Raw genomic sequence first — 15,908 nt, forward strand, 5'->3', positions numbered from 1 at the left:
GAGAGCTATCGGCCGCGCTGGATCTCCGGCCGGTCGTCTCGAATTCCGATCCAGGCGTAATCCCGCGCCCTGGTGATCGCGACGAGCTTCTGCCGTTCGGCGAGTTCGGCTCGTTCGCGTCCCGCGCCGGTGCGTGAGTCCGCGCCCGCGGGCCAGGTCGGATGGAAGACCGCCGCGAAATCGAGCCCCTTGGCGCGATGCACCGTGCCGACCTTGACCGCCGCCCGCGGTGTTCCGTCGTAGTCCTCCAGGGGCAGTGTCGCGATGCCGACGGCCTCCAGCGCCCCGGCGAGCCGCCCGGCCTCGTGCCGCGTCCGGGTGAGTACTGCGATATCCGACAACGGCTTTCCGCATCCGCGAATACCGTCGACCAGCGCGGCCTCCAGGTACTGATCCGGTCCACGCCAGATCCGCACCACGCCGTCGGGCAGGGTGACGTCGGCATCGCGCAGCGGCACGCCGGGCGCGTCGTCGAAATCGCCGAGCTCGTTCACCGCATCGATGCCCGCGGCGTTCTCCCAGACGCGGCGGCGGTTGCGGTAGTTCACCCGCAGGATCTCGCCGCGGCCGCGCAGATCGATGCCCGCCTCGGCCATGCGCCAGCCTCCGGCGTACACCTGCTGCTGGCCGTCGCCGAGCAGCAGCAGCGGACTCGACCCGTTGCCGCCCGCGATGGCGTGGGCCAGCCGCAGCCCGGCCAGCGTGATGTCCTGCACCTCGTCGACGACGACCGCGTCATAGGGTTCCGGGAGCGGTTCGTTGCGGATCTCGGCCAGCGCGATGGCGATGACGTCGCTGTAGTCGGAGATGCCCCGCTCGCGCATCTCGCTGACGTACGGCACGTACAGCTTGTGCCACACGTCGGCGCGCCGGTCGTCGCCGAGACGAACACCGTTGCGCCCGTATCGGTCCGCGCGCTGGTAGACGTCCAGGTCGTCGATCTCGCGCCCCTTGATCACCCGGTCGATCTCCTCCCGCCAATAGCTCGCGCGCGGCTCGATGTCCTCGAAGTCGGCCCTCGCCCGTTCCCAGACGCGGCTGAACACGCGGTCGGCTCCGTGTGGGTCGAGTTTCGGCGCGGCGATCCGCTGTGCGAGGAAATCCAGGGCCCAGGCGTGCAGACCGGCGAACTGGACGCGGCTCTCGGTTCCCGGGGCGAGCCTGCGGAAGTAGGTCTCCTGGCAGTTCGCGAGCGTCTTCACGAACGTCGTGTACAGCTGACGGCCGGTGGATCGCCGCGCCTGCCTGGCCATTCGGTGCAGCGCCACGACGGTCTTCCCGGTGCCCGCAGGGCCGGTCAGCCGCGCGGGGCCGGTGTAGTTGCGCGCGACCAGGATCTCCTGTTCGGGATCCAGGAAGGTCATCCAGTGCTGGAACGGCCTCTGCAACGCCGTATTCCGCTGCGGCGCGAGCACCTCCGACCGATCGAGCAGAGCGGGATCCGCTGCGCCCTGCGCCGCTTCCTCGAACTCCAGCAAGTCGTATTCGCGGGCCGACTGGTGGGCGACGGTGTTCGCGATGGCCTGTACCCGGGTGGGTCGCAAGTGCCGCTGCCGTGCGCGGATCACCCGATCGAGCTCGCCCGGCCCGGCCACGGCGAACCGGCCGTCCACGCGCACCCCGATTCCGGCGGGTACGAGCAGGACGAGCTGCACGTCATGGGGGACCAGCTTCTCGCGCCCGAACTGCAATCGGCCGAATCGCGCCTCGACGTCGCGGTGGATCTCGTCGAGTTCGGCCGGGACGCCCTCGGCGAAGCGCAACGCGAAAAGTCCTGTCCCGCAGAACAGCAACGCATGGGCGTGCGTGGCGGGCAGGTCCACGGGGTCGCGATGGACGAGCAGGTATCGGCCCGGTTCGGCCAGCGCCTCGGCGAGAAATGTGCGCTGGTGCGATGTCAGGCCGGGAATGCGGGTCAGCGTGTCCGTGACACGCGAAAGCCAGGCGTTCATGGAGTCCCCCTTCCGGTGCACACCTACCCCGTCTTCGACGGTAAAGACACCGCGTCGAGGAGGGAATGCGCCGAGGGCTTTCCGGGACAACCGTTATCGAAACAGGCGGATCGGACACCGGACCGTTGTCGGCCTGTCACCCGAAAGTGTTGTGCTGCTGTGTTCTTCCGTCGGATTCCACGCGGCGCAGGGTGGTCGGCGTTGTGCCCCACCATCTTCGGGCACATCGGGTGAAGGTCGCTTGTTCCGACAGCCCGATCAGCGAGGCGACCTGACTCATCGGCATATCCGTCGTGGTCAGATAACGCCGGGCCGCGTCCCGGCGGACCTCGTCCAGGATCGCGGCGAACGAGGTGTGTTCGGCGGCGAGGCGTCGTTGCAAGGTGCGCGGGTGCACGGTGAGCAGCCGTGCCACCGCGCCTATCTCGGGCGCGGATGTACCCAGGAGCTGCTGTACGGCGGCGCGCACCTGCGGGGCGAGCGCCGCCGCCGCGTCACCGGACTGCTCCGCGAGGAAGGCCATCGCCAGCCGGTGCAGATTCTCGTCACCGCCGGTGAGCGGCGTGCCCGCCAGGCTGCGCGGCATACGTAGCGCCGCGAAGGGCCGCTCGACCCGCACCGGGGCGCTGAAGAATTCTTCGTAACCGGCGAGCGCGGCCTCGGGCCGATAGGGCAACTCGACCGAGCGCAACCCGTATCGGTCGCCCACCAAGCGCTGAATGGTGCGATGCACGAACGCCAAGCCCAGGTCGGTGCCCTGGACGGGGGTGGGAAGTCCCGGCCGCACGCTGTAGCGCAGCGCGATCACGCCGCGATCCCCGTAGGGGTCCGGTTCCAGCGTCAGGCTCAGCGACCGCGCGTGCAGGAACAGGTACCGCGCCGTGCACTCGAGCACGTCGGCCAGCGACGGCGAATTCCGGATGGCCAGCGCCAGCGGGCCGAGCATGTCCAGATCCTGCCGCTGGGAGATCCGCAGACCCAGATCGGGGCAGCGCAGCTGGTGCGCGGCCAGTTCCAGGACGGCCGCGACGCGCTCGTCCGGCACGAGCAGATCGTCGGCGTCCAAGGCGGCCACCGGCAGCCCGCACGCCGTGGCCAGCGCCTCCGCGTCGCCACCGAGTTCGGCCACGGTCGCGCGGAAACCGCGCAGCCCTGCGGATCGAATCACCGACATGTCGTCGAGGATCAAATAGTTGTCGCGCAAAGTCAAGATAGCGACCCCGTGAGGCTCGCACACTGGACACATGACGCAGACCGACACAGCACCGGAACACCTCGATGTCGTGATCGTCGGCGCGGGACTATCCGGTATCGGCGCTGCCTACCGCTTGCAGACCGAGTGCCGTGGCAAGACCTACGCCGTCCTCGAGGCCCGCGACACGCTGGGCGGCACCTGGGACCTGTTCCGCTACCCGGGCATCCGCTCGGACTCCGACATGTTCACCCTCGGCTACCCGTTCAAGCCGTGGCGGGACGCCAAGTCGATCGCGGACGGTCCGTCGATCCTGCGCTACATCACCGAGACCGCGACCGAGAACGGCATCGACCGGCACATCCGCTTCCGCACCAAGGTCCTCGCGGCCGATTGGGACAGCGGCGCCGCGCGCTGGACGCTGACGCTCGAGCAGCGCGACGCGACCGGCTCCACCGAGACGCGCATGCTGACCTGCGGCTTCCTCTACGCCTGCGCCGGGTACTACAACTACGACCAGCCGCACGCACCGGAATTCCCCGGCATCGCGTCGTTCGCCGGCGAGGTGGTGCACCCGCAGTTCTGGCCCGAGGACTTCGACTATCGCGGCAAGCGCGTCGTCGTGATCGGCAGCGGCGCGACCGCGGTCACCCTGGTCCCGGCGATGGCGGAGCAGGCGGAGCTGGTGACGATGCTGCAACGCTCGCCGACCTGGATCAGCGCCGTCCCGGGGCGGGACAAAGTGGCCGACAAGATCCGCGAGCTGCTACCGCCGCGGCCCGCGCATCGGCTGATCCGAACCAAGAACATCCTGTTCGGCATCGGCTTCTACCAGTACTGCCGTCGCAGGCCGGAGGCGGCGCGCAAGCTGCTCACCGGCCTCACCACGCGCATCCTGAAGGACGAACAGGCCGTCGCCGAGCACTTCACGCCCAGCTACAACCCCTGGGACCAGCGTCTGTGCGCGGTCCCGGACGCGGACTTCTTCAAAGCCATGAAGAAGGGCAAGGCCGAGGTCGTCACCGATCACATCGACAGCTTCGTGCCGGAGGGCATCCGGCTGAAGTCCGGTCGGGTGCTGGAGGCGGACGTCGTGATCACCGCGACCGGGCTGCGACTGCTCGCCTTCGGCGGCATCGCGCCCAGTGTCGACGGCGTGCGGGTCGACTTGTCCGAGCAGTTCGTCTGGCAGGGAGCCATGCTCACCGGCGTCCCCAACTTCGCCGTGTGCATCGGGTACACCAACGCGTCGTGGACGTTGCGCGCCGACCTCACCTCTCGGCTGGTCTGCAAGGTGCTCAACCACATGGACCGCAAGGGTTACGCCTCCGTGGTGCCAGAGCCACGGGGCACGCTCGAGGAGCACCCGCTGCTGGATCTGGCCTCCGGTTACGTCCAGCGCTCCATCGGCGACTTTCCCCGGCAAGGCGGCCGTCATCCGTGGAAGGTGCGCCAGAACTACCTGCTCGACTCGGCGACCACGCTGCGCACCGACTTGGACAAGACGCTCACCGCGACGCCGAAATCGGCCGTCCGGCGGCCGGTGCCCGTCGCCTGATCCGTCACGGAGGAGTGGGGTCAGCGCGCCCGGAGTACGACGATGCCCGGTGTCGACCGCACGTACTCCGCGAAGGGCGAGTCCACCACCTTGTCATTGCCCGCGAGCGAGGACGCGTTCCGGAAGACCGGACCGGCGTCGGTCATGACGAAGATGCCGACGTGGGTGACGTCCAGGCCCGGTTGGTCGGCATAGGCGCCGATGTAGTCGCCGGTGCGCAGCCCGCTCACGACGTCCTGGCCGACCGCGGCGCTGGGAATGTAGGTGATCGCGCGATCGACCACCGGCAGCCCCGGAAGATAGGTGCCGCCGTCGGCTTTCGCGTTGAGGTGTTCGGTGACGGTCACCGCAGCGGCGCTCAACGTCGCCGTGATGTCGGTGGCCGCGACGTCGGGGACGTTCGACCAGTCGGTGAAGAAGTGCTTGCGCTGCTGGAAGTCCACGCGGCCGCCCGCGTAGCGCGTGCGGATCAGGTTCGTCGTGAACTGCTCGCGGTCGGTGGAGCGGGTGAGCGCCTCGACGTAATCGAGGAAGGTGAAGCAGTCCACCCGGCGCAAGTCGATGACCAGCTGTTCGGGCTGGGTCGCCGATCCGACGAGCATGTTCGCGCCGTAGGGCGTGCCGAGGAACCGGCGCGACAGCAGCTCGATCAGTTCCGCCTTGCTCGCCGCCGCGGGCGCCTGAGCGCGCAGCGACAGCAATTCGTCGAGCTTTCTCGCGGTGACGTCGTCGAGGCGCACGGCCTCCGGAGCGCCGAGCGCCACGGTCGGTGTGGACACCGCGGCGCAGACAAGGGCCACGAGGACGAGCAGTACACGAGCGATGGTGCGCAAGACGCCTCCAGCGGAGTGGGCCGGCCGATCCGTACACGACAGCGACACCAACGGTAGGTGATGAGGGTCGGCAAGACCTAGCGCCGTCCAAACACCCCTTCTGGTGGACTGAACGCCGGGTCACGAGGTGGTGGCCCCACGTCCCCACCGAAAGGGTTATCCGACATGACGAGAATCGTTCGAGCCACCTTCGCTCTGGGCGGTCTGCTCGCCGCGGGCGCGCTGCTGGTTCCGGCGACCGCCTCCGCGCAGCCGCAGCCGGGCGGACTGCTGGAGACGACGTGCAGCTTCGCCCAGATCGATGCCGCCGTCCATGCCCAGTTCCCCGACGCCGCCGCCCGGCTCGACGCGCACCCGGACCGGAAGGCGAAACTCCAGGAACTCCTGAGTCTCCCGGTCGAGCAGCGCAAGCAGCGCGCCAAGGAATTCCTGGACAAGCACCCGGAGGCCAAGGCCAGGTTCGAGGAGCGCCGCAACTCGCCGGAGGCGCAGCAGCACCGCGAGAAGCTGCGCGTCATCGCCGACACCTGCCACAACTACTGAGCACGCTGCGGGCGAGGTGTCGGACTCGCCCGCACCTCGCTACGCCCGCGCGCGGGGGAGGTCGACGGTGACCGCCAGACCGCCCTCCGGGCGGGCCGTCGCGTGAACGACGCCGCCGTGGGCCTGTGCGACCGAGCGCACGATCGACAAGCCGAGCCCGGCGCCGCGGGTATCGGAATCGGCCGAGCGTTCGGCGGTGGCGAGTCTGCGGAACGGTTCGAAGAGACTGTCGACTTCGAACGCGGGCACCGGGGGACCGCTGTTCGCCACGGTGAGCACCGCGCGCTGGCCTGCCGTCCTGGTCCGGATGCTCACCCAGCCGTTCTCGGGCAGGTTGTAGCGCACGGCGTTGTCGAGCAGATTGTGGACGAGGCGTTCCAGCAAGAGCGGATCTCCCTGCACGGGCGCGGTTTCGAGATCGGCGGTGATCTCGGCCCCTGGCCGTTCGGCTCTGGTCCCGACCGCGTCGGCGGCGAGGTCGGCGAGGTCGGCGCTGCGGTGTTCGGTCAGCCGCTGTTCGCTGGTGGCCAGCACCAGGAGGCCGTCGATGAGCCGTTCGTGACGGCGGTTGACCTCGAGGAGCGTGGCGCCGAGCCTGCGGGTGGACTCGGGAACCTCGGGGTCTTCCAACGCCACCTCGATCAGGGTCCGGTTGATGGTCAGCGGTGTGCGCAGTTCGTGGGAGGCGTTCGCCACGAATCGGCGCTGTCCGTCGAAGGCCCGGTCCAGGCGCTCCAGCATCGCGTCGAAGGTGTCGGCCAGATCCTTGATCTCGTCCTGCGGACCGTCGAGGGCGATGCGCTCGTGCAGGTTGGTGTCGGCCACGCGCCGCGCGGTCGCGGTGATCCGCTGCAAGGGATGCAGGGCGCGTCCGGCCAGCAACCAGCCGAACCCACCTGCGGCGATCCCCACCGCGCCCAGAGATACCAGCGACCACACCAGCATGGCGCGCAAGGTGTCCCGCCGATTCCGCTGGGCTTGCTCGCCGAGCGCCTTGAACAGTTCCGCGGACACCGGAGCACGGTTGCGCTCCGCCCGCTCGAGGAGATACTCCCGCACCACTTGCTGCGCACCGCCGCCGGGCCGTCGCTCCAGCGACTGATTCAGGTAGAAGTACATCAACGCGATCAGTACCGCGCCGGCCAGGAAGAACGCCGTCGCGTACAGCAGCGTGAGCCGCAGCCGGATCGTGCGCCCGCTCATCGGATCCGGTATCCGACGCCGGGCTCGGTCTCGATCAGCCGCGGGTCGCCCAGCTTCCGCCGCACGTTCATGATCGTGTACCGCACCACGCCGGTGAACGGGTCGATGTGCTCGTCCCATGCCTTCTCCAGCAGCTGCTCGGCCGAGACGACGCCGCCGTCCGCGCGCAGCAGTTCGGCCAGCACCGCGAACTCCTTGCGCGACAGGGTGACCGGTTCACCGTTCCTGGTGACGGCGAACCGGTGCTGGTCGAGCCGGATACCGGACCGCTCCAGCACCGGGGGAGCGGCGCTGCGTGCCCGCCGCCCGAGCGCCTGGATCCGGGCGACCAGCTCGGCGAAGGCGAACGGCTTGGTCAGATAGTCGTCGGCGCCAAGCCCCAGACCGGCTACCCGCTCCGCCACCGCGCTCGCGGCCGTCAGCATCAGGATCCGGGCCGAGCCGCCGGACTCGATCAGCGTGCCGCACACCTCGTCGCCGGAGACGCCGGGCAGATCCCGGTCGAGTACCACCACGTCATAGTCGTGCACGCCGGTACGTTCCAGCGCCGCGGTGCCGTCGTACACCACGTCGACCGCCATGGCATGCCTGCGCAACCCGTCGGCGATCGCGTCGGCCAGCAATCTCTCGTCCTCGACAACAAGCACCCGCACCCCGCCATCGTGCCCTCTACCGCTGTTGGGTGGACGTTAGTCCGGCCCCGGCGGGCAGATCTGGGTAGGCTCGCGGACGAACCGGCGCACCCGACTCCCAGGAGAGGCAAGCCATGGCAGGCGACTGGAACACCCAGATCATCGAGGAATTTCGCGCCAACCAAGGCAAGGTCGGCGGCCCCTTCGCCGGTCGCGAATTGCTGTTGCTGACCAGCACCGGCGCGAAGTCGGGTCGCCCGCGCACCAATCCGCTCGCGTTCGTTCGCGACGGCGACGACATCGTGGTGATCGCTTCCAAAGCGGGCGCTCCGACCAATCCCGACTGGTTCCACAACGTGCGGGCGAACCCGGAGGTCACGCTCGAGATCGGCACCGAGACCCTGGCGGCGACCGCGACTCCGGTCACCGAAGGCGCGGAGCGCGACCGTCTCTACGCCGCGATGGTCGAGGTGATGCCCGGCTTCGCCGAATACCAGGAGAAGACCGACCGGGTGATTCCCGTCGTCAAGCTGACGCCGCACTGAGCGGAGCTGGGGCGGCGCCGTTCCCGGTCGTGGCCGAACGGAAGCGTCAGCCTGCCGTGATTCCGGTGATCAGCGTTTGATCCGTGCCGGTACGGGTCGTGATGAACTGCGTGAAGGTGTTCGCCTCCTCGCCGGGGAACTGCTGCGTCAAGCGGACTTCCCACCGTGCCTGGCCGTCGGGTCCGTCCCCGGCCCGGGAAATCTGCACGCAGTATCGGGTGCCCGCAGGCACCTGGTTGATGCCGCGCTGGATCTGATCGGCGGGCGATACCGCCGCGTCGGGGGCGACCACCGCGCGAGCCCGGTACCCGGATCGTTCGGCGTAGTAGGCGTACTCGAAGGCGAAGATGGCGTCGGGGCCGTTGCCGGTGCCGCCCGGATCGGTGCCGGAGACGACGTCGGCGGTGCGTTTCTGCTCGCATCCCGGCGTGGCGATGGCCCACGGCGGCCTGACCCGTGAGGTGGACGTCGAGGTGGTCGGCGCGGGTCCGGCCGCGCGCGGCGGTGATGTCGCCGCCGCTGTGCGCGAATTCGCCTCGGAGCCATAGATCATGGCCAGGCCGATCGAGACGGTGGCGATCACGATGGCGAGCACGATCAAGACCGTCAGCGAGCGGTTGCCGCGTTGCTGTTCGGTGCGCCGCGGGTGGCGCACCGGGGTGCCGGGATGAATGCCGGATCGGTTGACGATGGCGGGCGCCGTGACGTGGCCGTCCTCGGGCTCGGCCCGCACCGGCTCGGTGGGTGCGCCGCGCTGCTGCGGGGCAACGGGTTGCGGCGGTCGCACCGCGGCGGGCGCGGGTTCGAGCCATTGCTCCCACTCGCCGAGGCGCGGCCGGGTGTCTTGCCGCTCCGGCGGGCGCGGTGGCTCCGGCGCCTCGTACTGCGGCTCACGACGACGAACCTGCTTGCGCCGGCCGGGTGAACGACGTCGTTTGGACGGCTTGCCTGCCGGAATGCGCAGCATCGGCAGACCCGTGTCGAACGGATTGGCCTGGCTCGCGCCCTGACTGGGATGCTCCCGGTCAGGGGGCGTCATCGTCGAATTCGCCCAGCACCGGTACGACCGCTGCCACGGCGGACGGGATGGTCACGCCGAGTTGTCCGTCGCGCGGCTTGTGCTCCTGGTCTTCGCCGCCCGGCGGCGGAGCGGGCGGTACCACCATGCCGCCGGTCGGGCCGGGATGAGCGGGATGGTCCGGGCTGCTCGCGGGCGCGGGTGGCGCGGAGTCGACGGCGGGCGGCGCGACCGCGGGCGCGGGCCTGCTCTCCGGTTTCGGCGCATCCGCTCGCGCGGCGGGCGACGAATTGCCGGGCGGGATCAGCGAACCCGGGCCGCTGGTCGACGACTTGTGCTCCGGCGATCCACCGAAGTCGAACAACTTCGAGGAATTCTTCGAGTCGTCGCCGGTCGTGCCGGAGTTGGTGGTGGAGCCCGGGTTGATCAGCTCCGGGATCGCCTTGTCCGCGGCCGCGGCGACGGTGTCGATGCCGTGGATGCCGACTTCGGCGATCTTGTCGATGATGTGCGTGCCGATGTCGACGCCCGCGTTGATGGCCGTGGTGCCGAGGTCCACCCCCGCGGAGATGAGCTGCTGCTGCAATTGCAGTTGCGCGACCATGGCCGGGTCCATGGGCTGTGTGGTGGCGGGTGTCGTGGTGCCGGGCACGACTTGCCCGGTGCTACCGGGATAGACGGCTTGCCCCTGGCTGACGCCGGACGGCGTGGTGACCGTGAGCGGTCCCATCTCGTCGAGTTTCCTGGTGTGGTCGTCCATTTCGGTGCGCGCGGCCGTCACGGTGGTGAGCGCGTCGCGCAGCGCCTGGGTGGCGCGGGTGATGACGGCGTCGGTCTCCGGTGCGGAGGTCGCGTTGTCCAGGATCTCCCGCGCGTCGCGCCGGAAGTCGGCGATGATCTGGTCGACGCGCCGCGCCGCGCGCCCGGAGGTGGCGTGCGCGTCGGCGAGAACGGACAGGTAGGCCGGACCTCGGTCGGAGATGTCGCCGATCTGGGTCTGCGTGGTGCGCATCGCGGGCACCGCGCTGTCGGCGGCCTGGGAGGTCCAGGTCGATTCCAGGGCGTGCAGCCCTTCGCGGTGCGGGCCTTCGGTGTCGGCCGCCTGGGCGGATGCGGCCGAGAGCGCCCCGGTCGCGGCCGCGCTCGGCACGCCGACACCGGTGCCGAGTGCGGAGCGCAGCGTCAGCAGTGGCTTGACCAGCGCGGCGACGATCGGCGGATCGACGCCAGGTTCGGTGCTCACCGGCCTGGTGGTCTCGGCGGCGGGCTGGGTGGTGTGGGTGCGTTTGCGCAGTCCCATCAGGCTTCTCATGCCGGTGCCTCCCCGGACCGCGCGATCGCGCTCGCCGTCGCGGCGTCGACATCCTGCGCGTTCTCGCTGTAACCGCGCAGCACTCGGCCGTATGCGCTGACCAGCTGTCCGGCCGTCGACAACGCTTCGGCGTGTTCGGACACGGCCGCGGAGAAGCGCGCCGCGAATTCCGCGCCGACGACGCCGAGATCGGCGGCCAGCCGTTCCGGATCCACCGCGCCGGAGGCGACCGTGGCCGCCGACGCCAATTGTTCGGACACCGCGTCCGCGATCGCGGTGTAGGCGGCCACCGCCGCCGGGTCGAGCCTGAGCGTATCCACTGTTCCCCTCCCGGATCCCAGTCTGTCGCTACCGCGCCATGATTCACCGCCAAGGGTACTGTGCCGAAGCCCCGCCATGCGCCTGTTCCTCGGTGGTCGGTTTCGCGCGTAGGCCACGCTTTCGCGTGTCCGACCGTCCGCGCGGCGCGGGCGGCATCTCGAAGCGTCCGCGGGCGCGTCCTGGCGCGACGGCCGACCTCCCTGTTCACGAGCCCTCCTGTGTCCCTTGCCGATCCGGCCGGAGTGGCGTCCACCCGAGCGAACGCGTGCGTGTCGAGATTGTTATTCGGAACAACAAATTAGCTGTTGTGCGCTGCGTCACAGTCCAATATGTTGCTGTGAACAACATTTGTTCCACTCCGACCGGCCGGGGCATCGTCCCGGCCGGTGATGAAAGGCCCACTTATGCGTAAGGGCATCCTCAGCGCCGCCGCGCTGTCGTTCGCGCTCCTGGCCGCCACGCTCACCGCGTGCGGCGACTCCGGGGACTCCGGCGGCAAAACCCAGATCGGCGTGATCCTTCCGGACAGCAAGACCTCCGCCCGCTGGGAGACGGCGGACCGCAAGTACCTGCAACAGGCGTTCGAAGCCGCTGGCGTCAAGGCCGATATCCAGAACGCCCAGGGCGACAAGAACGCCTTCCAGACCATCGCCGACCAGATGATCACCAACGGCGTCTCGGTCCTGGTGATGACCAACCTGGACAGCGGCACCGGCAAAGCGGTGATCCAGAAGGCGAAGTCGCAGGGCGTCACCGTGATCGACTACGACCGGCTCACCTTGGGCGGCGGCGCGCAGTATTACGTCTCCTTCGACAATGTGAAGGTCGGCAGCTTGCTCGGTGCGGGCGTCGCGCAGTGCCTGACCGATCGCAACGCGGTGCGCCCGGTGGTCGCGTACCTGAACGGCGGACCGACCGACAACAACGCCGCCCTGCTGAAGACCGGCTACGACGGTGTGTTGAAGCCACGATTCGACGCGGGCCAGTACGTCAAGGGCCCCGATCAGGCTGTCCCGGAGTGGGACAACACGACAGCGGGCACCATCTTCGAGCAGATGCTCACCGGCAGGCCGGATATCGGAGGCGTCGTCGCGGCCAACGACGGATTGGCCAACGCCGCGATCGCGGTGCTGAAGAAGCAGAAGCTCAACGGTCAGGTGCCGGTCAGCGGGCAGGACGCCACGGTGCAGGGACTGCAGAACGTGCTGGCGGGCGACCAGTGCATGACCGTCTACAAGGCGATCCAGAAAGAGGCCGAAGCGACCGCGAAACTGGCGGTGGGCCTGGTGAAGGGGGAACCCGGCACGACCAACGGCACCGTGCGCGATCCGGAGTCGAACGCCGACGTGCCGTCGGTGCTGCTGGAACCGAAGGCCATCTACCCGCGCAACGTCAAGGACGTGGTGGCCGACGGTTATGTCACCAAGACCGAGTTGTGCACCGGCGAGTTCGCGAAACTCTGCGCGGACAACGGGATCTGATATCGCACGCCCCTTCCGCGGTTCGATGAGGGGATTGCGGAAGGGGCTCCATTCTTCGGAGGAGCCACCCCATGTCCGAACTGCCGGTCATCGAATTACGCGGATTAGAGAAAAGTTTCGGTCCGGTCCACGTCCTGCACGAGGTCACCTTCAGCGCCTTCCCCGGCGAAGTGACCGCACTTGTCGGCGACAACGGCGCGGGCAAGTCCACGCTGGTCAAATGCATCGGCGGTACCCATCCGATCGATGCGGGCGAGTTCCTCTTCGAGGGCGCGCCGGTGCAGGTGCACAGCCCGCGCGACGCGGCGGCGCTGGGCATCGAGATCGTCTACCAGGACCTCGCGCTCTGCGACAACCTCGACATCGTCCAGAACATGTTCCTGGGCCGGGAGCGCAAGCGCGGTCTCGTGCTCGACGAGTACGCGATGGAGGAACTGGCCGAGAAGACGTTGGCGAGCCTGTCGGTGCGCACCGTCAAGTCGGTCCGGCAGCAGGTCGCCAGCCTGTCCGGCGGCCAGCGCCAGACGGTGGCCATCGCGAAAGCCGTGCTGTGGAACAGCAAAGTGGTGATCCTGGACGAGCCGACGGCCGCGCTGGGCGTCGCGCAGACCCAGCAGGTGCTCGAACTGGTCCGCAAGCTCGCCGACCAGGGCCTGGCGGTGGTGCTGATCTCGCACAACATGAACGACGTCTTCGCGGTGTCCGACCGGATCGCCGCGCTCTATCTCGGCCGGATGGCCGCCCAGGTACGAACCTCCGACGTGACGCACGCGCAGGTCGTCGAATTGATCACGGCAGGCCGTAGCGGCGCGCTCGGCCTCGAGGCGAGCGGAGCGACCCGATGACCGCGGTGACCACCGAGCGGCGACCGGTGGCGGCGCCGGTGACCGACCTGATGAGCGACTACGTCGGCCGCGTGCGCGGCGGCGACATGGGGGCGTTGCCCTCGGTGATCGCGCTCGTCGTCCTGTCGGCCGTCTTCTGGGCGGCGCGCCCGGTCTTCATGTCCGAGGCCAATTTCGCCAATCTGTTCACCCAGGGCGCGGCGATCGCGGTGATCGCGATGGGGTTGATCTTCGTGCTGCTGCTGGGGGAGATCGACCTGTCGGCCGGGTTCACCAGCGGGGTCTGCGCCGCCGTGCTCGCGGTGCTGCTCACCGACGAAGGGTGGCCGTGGTATTCGGCGGTGCTGGTCTCGTTGCTCACCGGGATGGTGATCGGACTGGTGATCGGCACGGTCGTGGTGAAGATCGGGATCCCGTCGTTCGTGGTGACGCTGGCGGCATTCCTCGCGTTGCAGGGTGTGGCGCTGAAGATCATGGACAACGGCCGCAACATCTCCATCCGCGACGAGACGATCGTCGCCATCGCGAACAAGAACGTGCCGCCCTTGCTCGGCTGGGCGCTGTACGCGGCACTGGTCACGGGTTTCGCCCTCGTGCAATACCGGAAGTGGCGGGCGCGCACGAAACTCGGGCTCACCGGCACGACGGCGCGGGTGGTCGTGGTGCGAGTCGTGCTGCTGGCGCTCGTGGCCGGCGCGGCGGTGCTGGTGCTCAACGGCGAGCGCAGCCGCAATCCCGCGGTGCACTCGCTGACGGGGATGCCCATCGTGGTGCCGATGATCGCCGCGCTGTTGCTGCTGTGGACGTTCGTGCTGGACCGCACCGCGTTCGGCCGGCACGTCTACGCCGTCGGCGGCAACGCGGAGGCCGCCCGGCGCGCGGGCATCGCGGTGGATCGAGTGAAGATCACCGCCTTCGTGCTGTGCTCGACGATGGCGGCGGTGGGCGGACTGATCGCGGCCTCGCGCGCCAACTCCGTCGACCCGAACACCGGCGGCAGCGACGTGCTGCTCACCGCGGTCGGCGCGGCGGTGATCGGCGGCACCAGCCTCTTCGGCGGCCGCGGGCGGATGCTGGACGCGGTGCTCGGCGCCGCGGTGGTCGCCGTGATCAACAACGGCATGGGGCTGATGGGCTACAGCGCGGGCACGAAATTCGTTGTGACAGGATTTGTGCTGCTCTTGGCGGCCGGAGTGGACGCCCTCTCCCGTAAGCGTGCGCTCCCGCGGCGATGAATCCCAGCCCTGTGACGAAAGCCCGGTGAATGCGAGCAGCACCTTCGCCCGATGAGATCCGCACGCGCAACCTCGCCGCGCTGCTGCGGCACGTCCACCGTGACGGGGCGGTGTCGCGTGCCGCGCTCGCCGAGCGAATGGGATTGAATCGCAGCACGATTCTCGCGCTCACCACGGATCTGGCGGCGGCAGGCCTGGTCAGCGAGGAATTGCCGGGCCAGACCGGACGGGCGGGCAGGCCGTCGCTGGTGGTGCGTCCGCAGGCCGAGCGGGTCTACGTCGTCGCGCTGGACGTCGGCGCGGACCGGCTCGCCGCCGCACGCGTCGGGCTGGGCGGGTCGGTGCTCGAGCGCACCGCGACCGCCCGTCCCGGCGGCGCGTTCGACCCGGACGACGTGATCGCCGCGCTCGCGGCGATGGCGCGGGAGATGATCGCGGCGGCCGCGCCGGACGCTCGGTGCGTCGGCGTCGGAGTCGCGTTCTGCGGCATGGTCCGCGAGGCGGACGGCGTCGTGCGGTACGGGCCGAATCTCGGCTGGGTGGACGTCGCGTTCGGCGCCGAGCTGACGCGAGAACTCGCACTCGGCCTCCGCGTCGCGGTCGGCAACAACGCCAACCTCGGCGCGCTGGCCGAACGCGAACGCGGTGTGGGCGAAGGCTTGGCGAACCTGATCTATCTGCACGGTGATGTCGGCATCGGCGGCGGCATCATCATGAATGGCGAATTGCTCGGCGGGGAAGGCGGTTACGGCGGGGAAGTCGGGCACATGATCGTGAATCCCGGTGGGCGGCCGTGCGCCTGCGGTTCCCGCGGCTGCCTCGAGGCCGAAGCGGGTGAACTCGGGTTGATCGCCGCGGCGGGACGGACCGATCCGGCGGGACAGGCGGCGGTCGACGCGATCGTCGAGTCCGCCGCCCGCGGCGACGCGGTGGCCCGCGACGCGCTGCACCAGGTCGGTGAATGGCTCGGCTACGGCGTCGCCAATCTGGTGAACATCTTCAATCCGTCGATGGTGGTGTTCGGTGGCGTGCTGCGGGAGATCTATCTGGCCTCGGCGGCCCAGGTGCGCAGCCGCGTCGCGGTGAACGGCCTGCAAGCCGTCCGCGAGCGGGTCAGGTTGCGCACCAGCGCGCTGGCGGGCGACGCGACCTTGATCGGAGCCGCGGAACTGGCCTTCACCGACGTGCTCACCGATCCGTTGCAGACCTTGTCCCGCAAGCAGGCCGCGCGCGCTTGA

At 69.3% G+C, this 15,908-nt stretch carries 15 protein-coding genes; 7 read left to right on the plus strand and 8 right to left on the minus strand.

The window, feature by feature from the left end:
• Positions 1–5 precede the first annotated feature (5 nt).
• Together ACIHAX_RS21105 and ACIHAX_RS21110 are read right to left on the minus strand one after the other, a co-directional pair.
• The gene (locus ACIHAX_RS21105) at positions 6–1,952 is read right to left on the minus strand and encodes a UvrD-helicase domain-containing protein (protein ID WP_355075656.1); all 1,947 of its coding nucleotides are present in this window, start codon (positions 1,950–1,952) and stop codon (positions 6–8) included.
• A gap of 136 nt (positions 1,953–2,088) precedes the next feature.
• Positions 2,089–3,162, minus strand: a complete 1,074-nt coding sequence (locus tag ACIHAX_RS21110) for an AraC family transcriptional regulator (protein ID WP_364430070.1) — start codon at positions 3,160–3,162, stop codon at positions 2,089–2,091.
• A gap of 34 nt (positions 3,163–3,196) precedes the next feature.
• Here ACIHAX_RS21110 and ACIHAX_RS21115 point away from each other — a divergent pair, with 34 nt between their 5' ends.
• Positions 3,197–4,702: a flavin-containing monooxygenase gene (locus tag ACIHAX_RS21115; protein ID WP_397279154.1), complete on the plus strand. Its 1,506-nt coding sequence runs from the start codon at positions 3,197–3,199 to the stop codon at positions 4,700–4,702.
• Between the two features lie 20 nt (positions 4,703–4,722).
• On the opposite strand, the gene ACIHAX_RS21120 is transcribed toward ACIHAX_RS21115, so the two are convergent.
• Positions 4,723–5,535, minus strand: coding sequence for a DUF1460 domain-containing protein (locus ACIHAX_RS21120; protein ID WP_364430064.1), 813 nt, complete (start codon positions 5,533–5,535; stop codon positions 4,723–4,725).
• 165 nt (positions 5,536–5,700) lie between these two features.
• Between ACIHAX_RS21120 and ACIHAX_RS21125 the strand changes: the two genes are divergently transcribed.
• On the plus strand, positions 5,701–6,078 hold the full coding sequence (locus ACIHAX_RS21125) for a hemophore-related protein (protein ID WP_364430061.1): 378 nt from the start codon (positions 5,701–5,703) through the stop codon (positions 6,076–6,078).
• A gap of 39 nt (positions 6,079–6,117) precedes the next feature.
• Here the strand turns inward: ACIHAX_RS21125 and ACIHAX_RS21130 are convergent, their stop codons facing one another.
• Complete coding sequence (locus ACIHAX_RS21130) at positions 6,118–7,281, minus strand: sensor histidine kinase (protein WP_397279157.1); 1,164 nt, start codon at positions 7,279–7,281, stop codon at positions 6,118–6,120.
• Positions 7,278–7,934: a response regulator transcription factor gene (locus tag ACIHAX_RS21135; RefSeq protein WP_355075668.1), complete on the minus strand. Its 657-nt coding sequence runs from the start codon at positions 7,932–7,934 to the stop codon at positions 7,278–7,280. The genes ACIHAX_RS21130 and ACIHAX_RS21135 overlap by 4 nt, the downstream gene beginning before the upstream one ends.
• A 113-nt stretch (positions 7,935–8,047) precedes the next feature.
• Here ACIHAX_RS21135 and ACIHAX_RS21140 point away from each other — a divergent pair, with 113 nt between their 5' ends.
• A complete protein-coding gene (locus tag ACIHAX_RS21140) occupies positions 8,048–8,458 on the plus strand; it encodes a nitroreductase family deazaflavin-dependent oxidoreductase (RefSeq protein WP_355075669.1) in 411 nt (136 codons plus the stop codon).
• Between the two features lie 46 nt (positions 8,459–8,504).
• On the opposite strand, the gene ACIHAX_RS21145 is transcribed toward ACIHAX_RS21140, so the two are convergent.
• Genes ACIHAX_RS21145 through ACIHAX_RS21155 form a run of 3 tightly spaced genes read right to left on the minus strand, consistent with a single transcriptional unit; the run spans position 8,505 to position 11,108 of the window.
• Positions 8,505–9,497, minus strand: coding sequence for a hypothetical protein (locus ACIHAX_RS21145; protein WP_364430051.1), 993 nt, complete (start codon positions 9,495–9,497; stop codon positions 8,505–8,507).
• The gene (locus tag ACIHAX_RS21150; RefSeq protein WP_397279160.1) at positions 9,484–10,788 is read right to left on the minus strand and encodes a hypothetical protein; all 1,305 of its coding nucleotides are present in this window, start codon (positions 10,786–10,788) and stop codon (positions 9,484–9,486) included. Before ACIHAX_RS21150 ends, ACIHAX_RS21145 begins: the two co-directional genes overlap by 14 nt.
• The gene (locus tag ACIHAX_RS21155) at positions 10,785–11,108 is read right to left on the minus strand and encodes a hypothetical protein (RefSeq protein WP_364430045.1); all 324 of its coding nucleotides are present in this window, start codon (positions 11,106–11,108) and stop codon (positions 10,785–10,787) included. The genes ACIHAX_RS21150 and ACIHAX_RS21155 overlap by 4 nt, the downstream gene beginning before the upstream one ends.
• Before the next feature lie 405 nt (positions 11,109–11,513).
• Here ACIHAX_RS21155 and ACIHAX_RS21160 point away from each other — a divergent pair, with 405 nt between their 5' ends.
• From ACIHAX_RS21160 to ACIHAX_RS21175, 4 genes are all read left to right on the plus strand, one after another.
• Positions 11,514–12,590, plus strand: a complete 1,077-nt coding sequence (locus ACIHAX_RS21160; RefSeq protein ID WP_355075677.1) for a substrate-binding domain-containing protein — start codon at positions 11,514–11,516, stop codon at positions 12,588–12,590.
• Between the two features lie 71 nt (positions 12,591–12,661).
• Positions 12,662–13,435: an ATP-binding cassette domain-containing protein gene (locus ACIHAX_RS21165; protein WP_355075679.1), complete on the plus strand. Its 774-nt coding sequence runs from the start codon at positions 12,662–12,664 to the stop codon at positions 13,433–13,435.
• Positions 13,432–14,670, plus strand: a complete 1,239-nt coding sequence (locus ACIHAX_RS21170) for an ABC transporter permease (RefSeq protein ID WP_364430040.1) — start codon at positions 13,432–13,434, stop codon at positions 14,668–14,670. Before ACIHAX_RS21165 ends, ACIHAX_RS21170 begins: the two co-directional genes overlap by 4 nt.
• Positions 14,671–14,699: 29 nt before the next feature.
• The gene (locus ACIHAX_RS21175) at positions 14,700–15,908 is read left to right on the plus strand and encodes an ROK family transcriptional regulator (RefSeq protein ID WP_356966961.1); all 1,209 of its coding nucleotides are present in this window, start codon (positions 14,700–14,702) and stop codon (positions 15,906–15,908) included.

It is taken from the genome of Nocardia sp. NPDC051929, from assembly GCF_044548645.1.
Lineage (GTDB): Bacteria > Actinomycetota > Actinomycetes > Mycobacteriales > Mycobacteriaceae > Nocardia > Nocardia sichangensis.

What these genes read in the sequence shown, in the direction of transcription:
- ACIHAX_RS21175 (WP_356966961.1), top strand. Translation starts at nt 14,700, where the DNA reads ATGCGAGCAGCACCTTCGCCCGATGAGATCCGCACGCGCAACCTCGCC.
- ACIHAX_RS21130 (WP_397279157.1), bottom strand. Translation starts at nt 7,281, where the DNA reads ATGAGCGGGCGCACGATCCGGCTGCGGCTCACGCTGCTGTACGCGACG.
- ACIHAX_RS21125 (WP_364430061.1), top strand. Translation starts at nt 5,701, where the DNA reads ATGACGAGAATCGTTCGAGCCACCTTCGCTCTGGGCGGTCTGCTCGCC.
- ACIHAX_RS21145 (WP_364430051.1), bottom strand. Translation starts at nt 9,497, where the DNA reads ATGACGCCCCCTGACCGGGAGCATCCCAGTCAGGGCGCGAGCCAGGCC.
- ACIHAX_RS21115 (WP_397279154.1), top strand. Translation starts at nt 3,197, where the DNA reads ATGACGCAGACCGACACAGCACCGGAACACCTCGATGTCGTGATCGTC.
- ACIHAX_RS21105 (WP_355075656.1), bottom strand. Translation starts at nt 1,952, where the DNA reads ATGAACGCCTGGCTTTCGCGTGTCACGGACACGCTGACCCGCATTCCC.
- ACIHAX_RS21170 (WP_364430040.1), top strand. Translation starts at nt 13,432, where the DNA reads ATGACCGCGGTGACCACCGAGCGGCGACCGGTGGCGGCGCCGGTGACC.
- ACIHAX_RS21165 (WP_355075679.1), top strand. Translation starts at nt 12,662, where the DNA reads ATGTCCGAACTGCCGGTCATCGAATTACGCGGATTAGAGAAAAGTTTC.
- ACIHAX_RS21150 (WP_397279160.1), bottom strand. Translation starts at nt 10,788, where the DNA reads ATGAGAAGCCTGATGGGACTGCGCAAACGCACCCACACCACCCAGCCC.
- ACIHAX_RS21140 (WP_355075669.1), top strand. Translation starts at nt 8,048, where the DNA reads ATGGCAGGCGACTGGAACACCCAGATCATCGAGGAATTTCGCGCCAAC.
- ACIHAX_RS21160 (WP_355075677.1), top strand. Translation starts at nt 11,514, where the DNA reads ATGCGTAAGGGCATCCTCAGCGCCGCCGCGCTGTCGTTCGCGCTCCTG.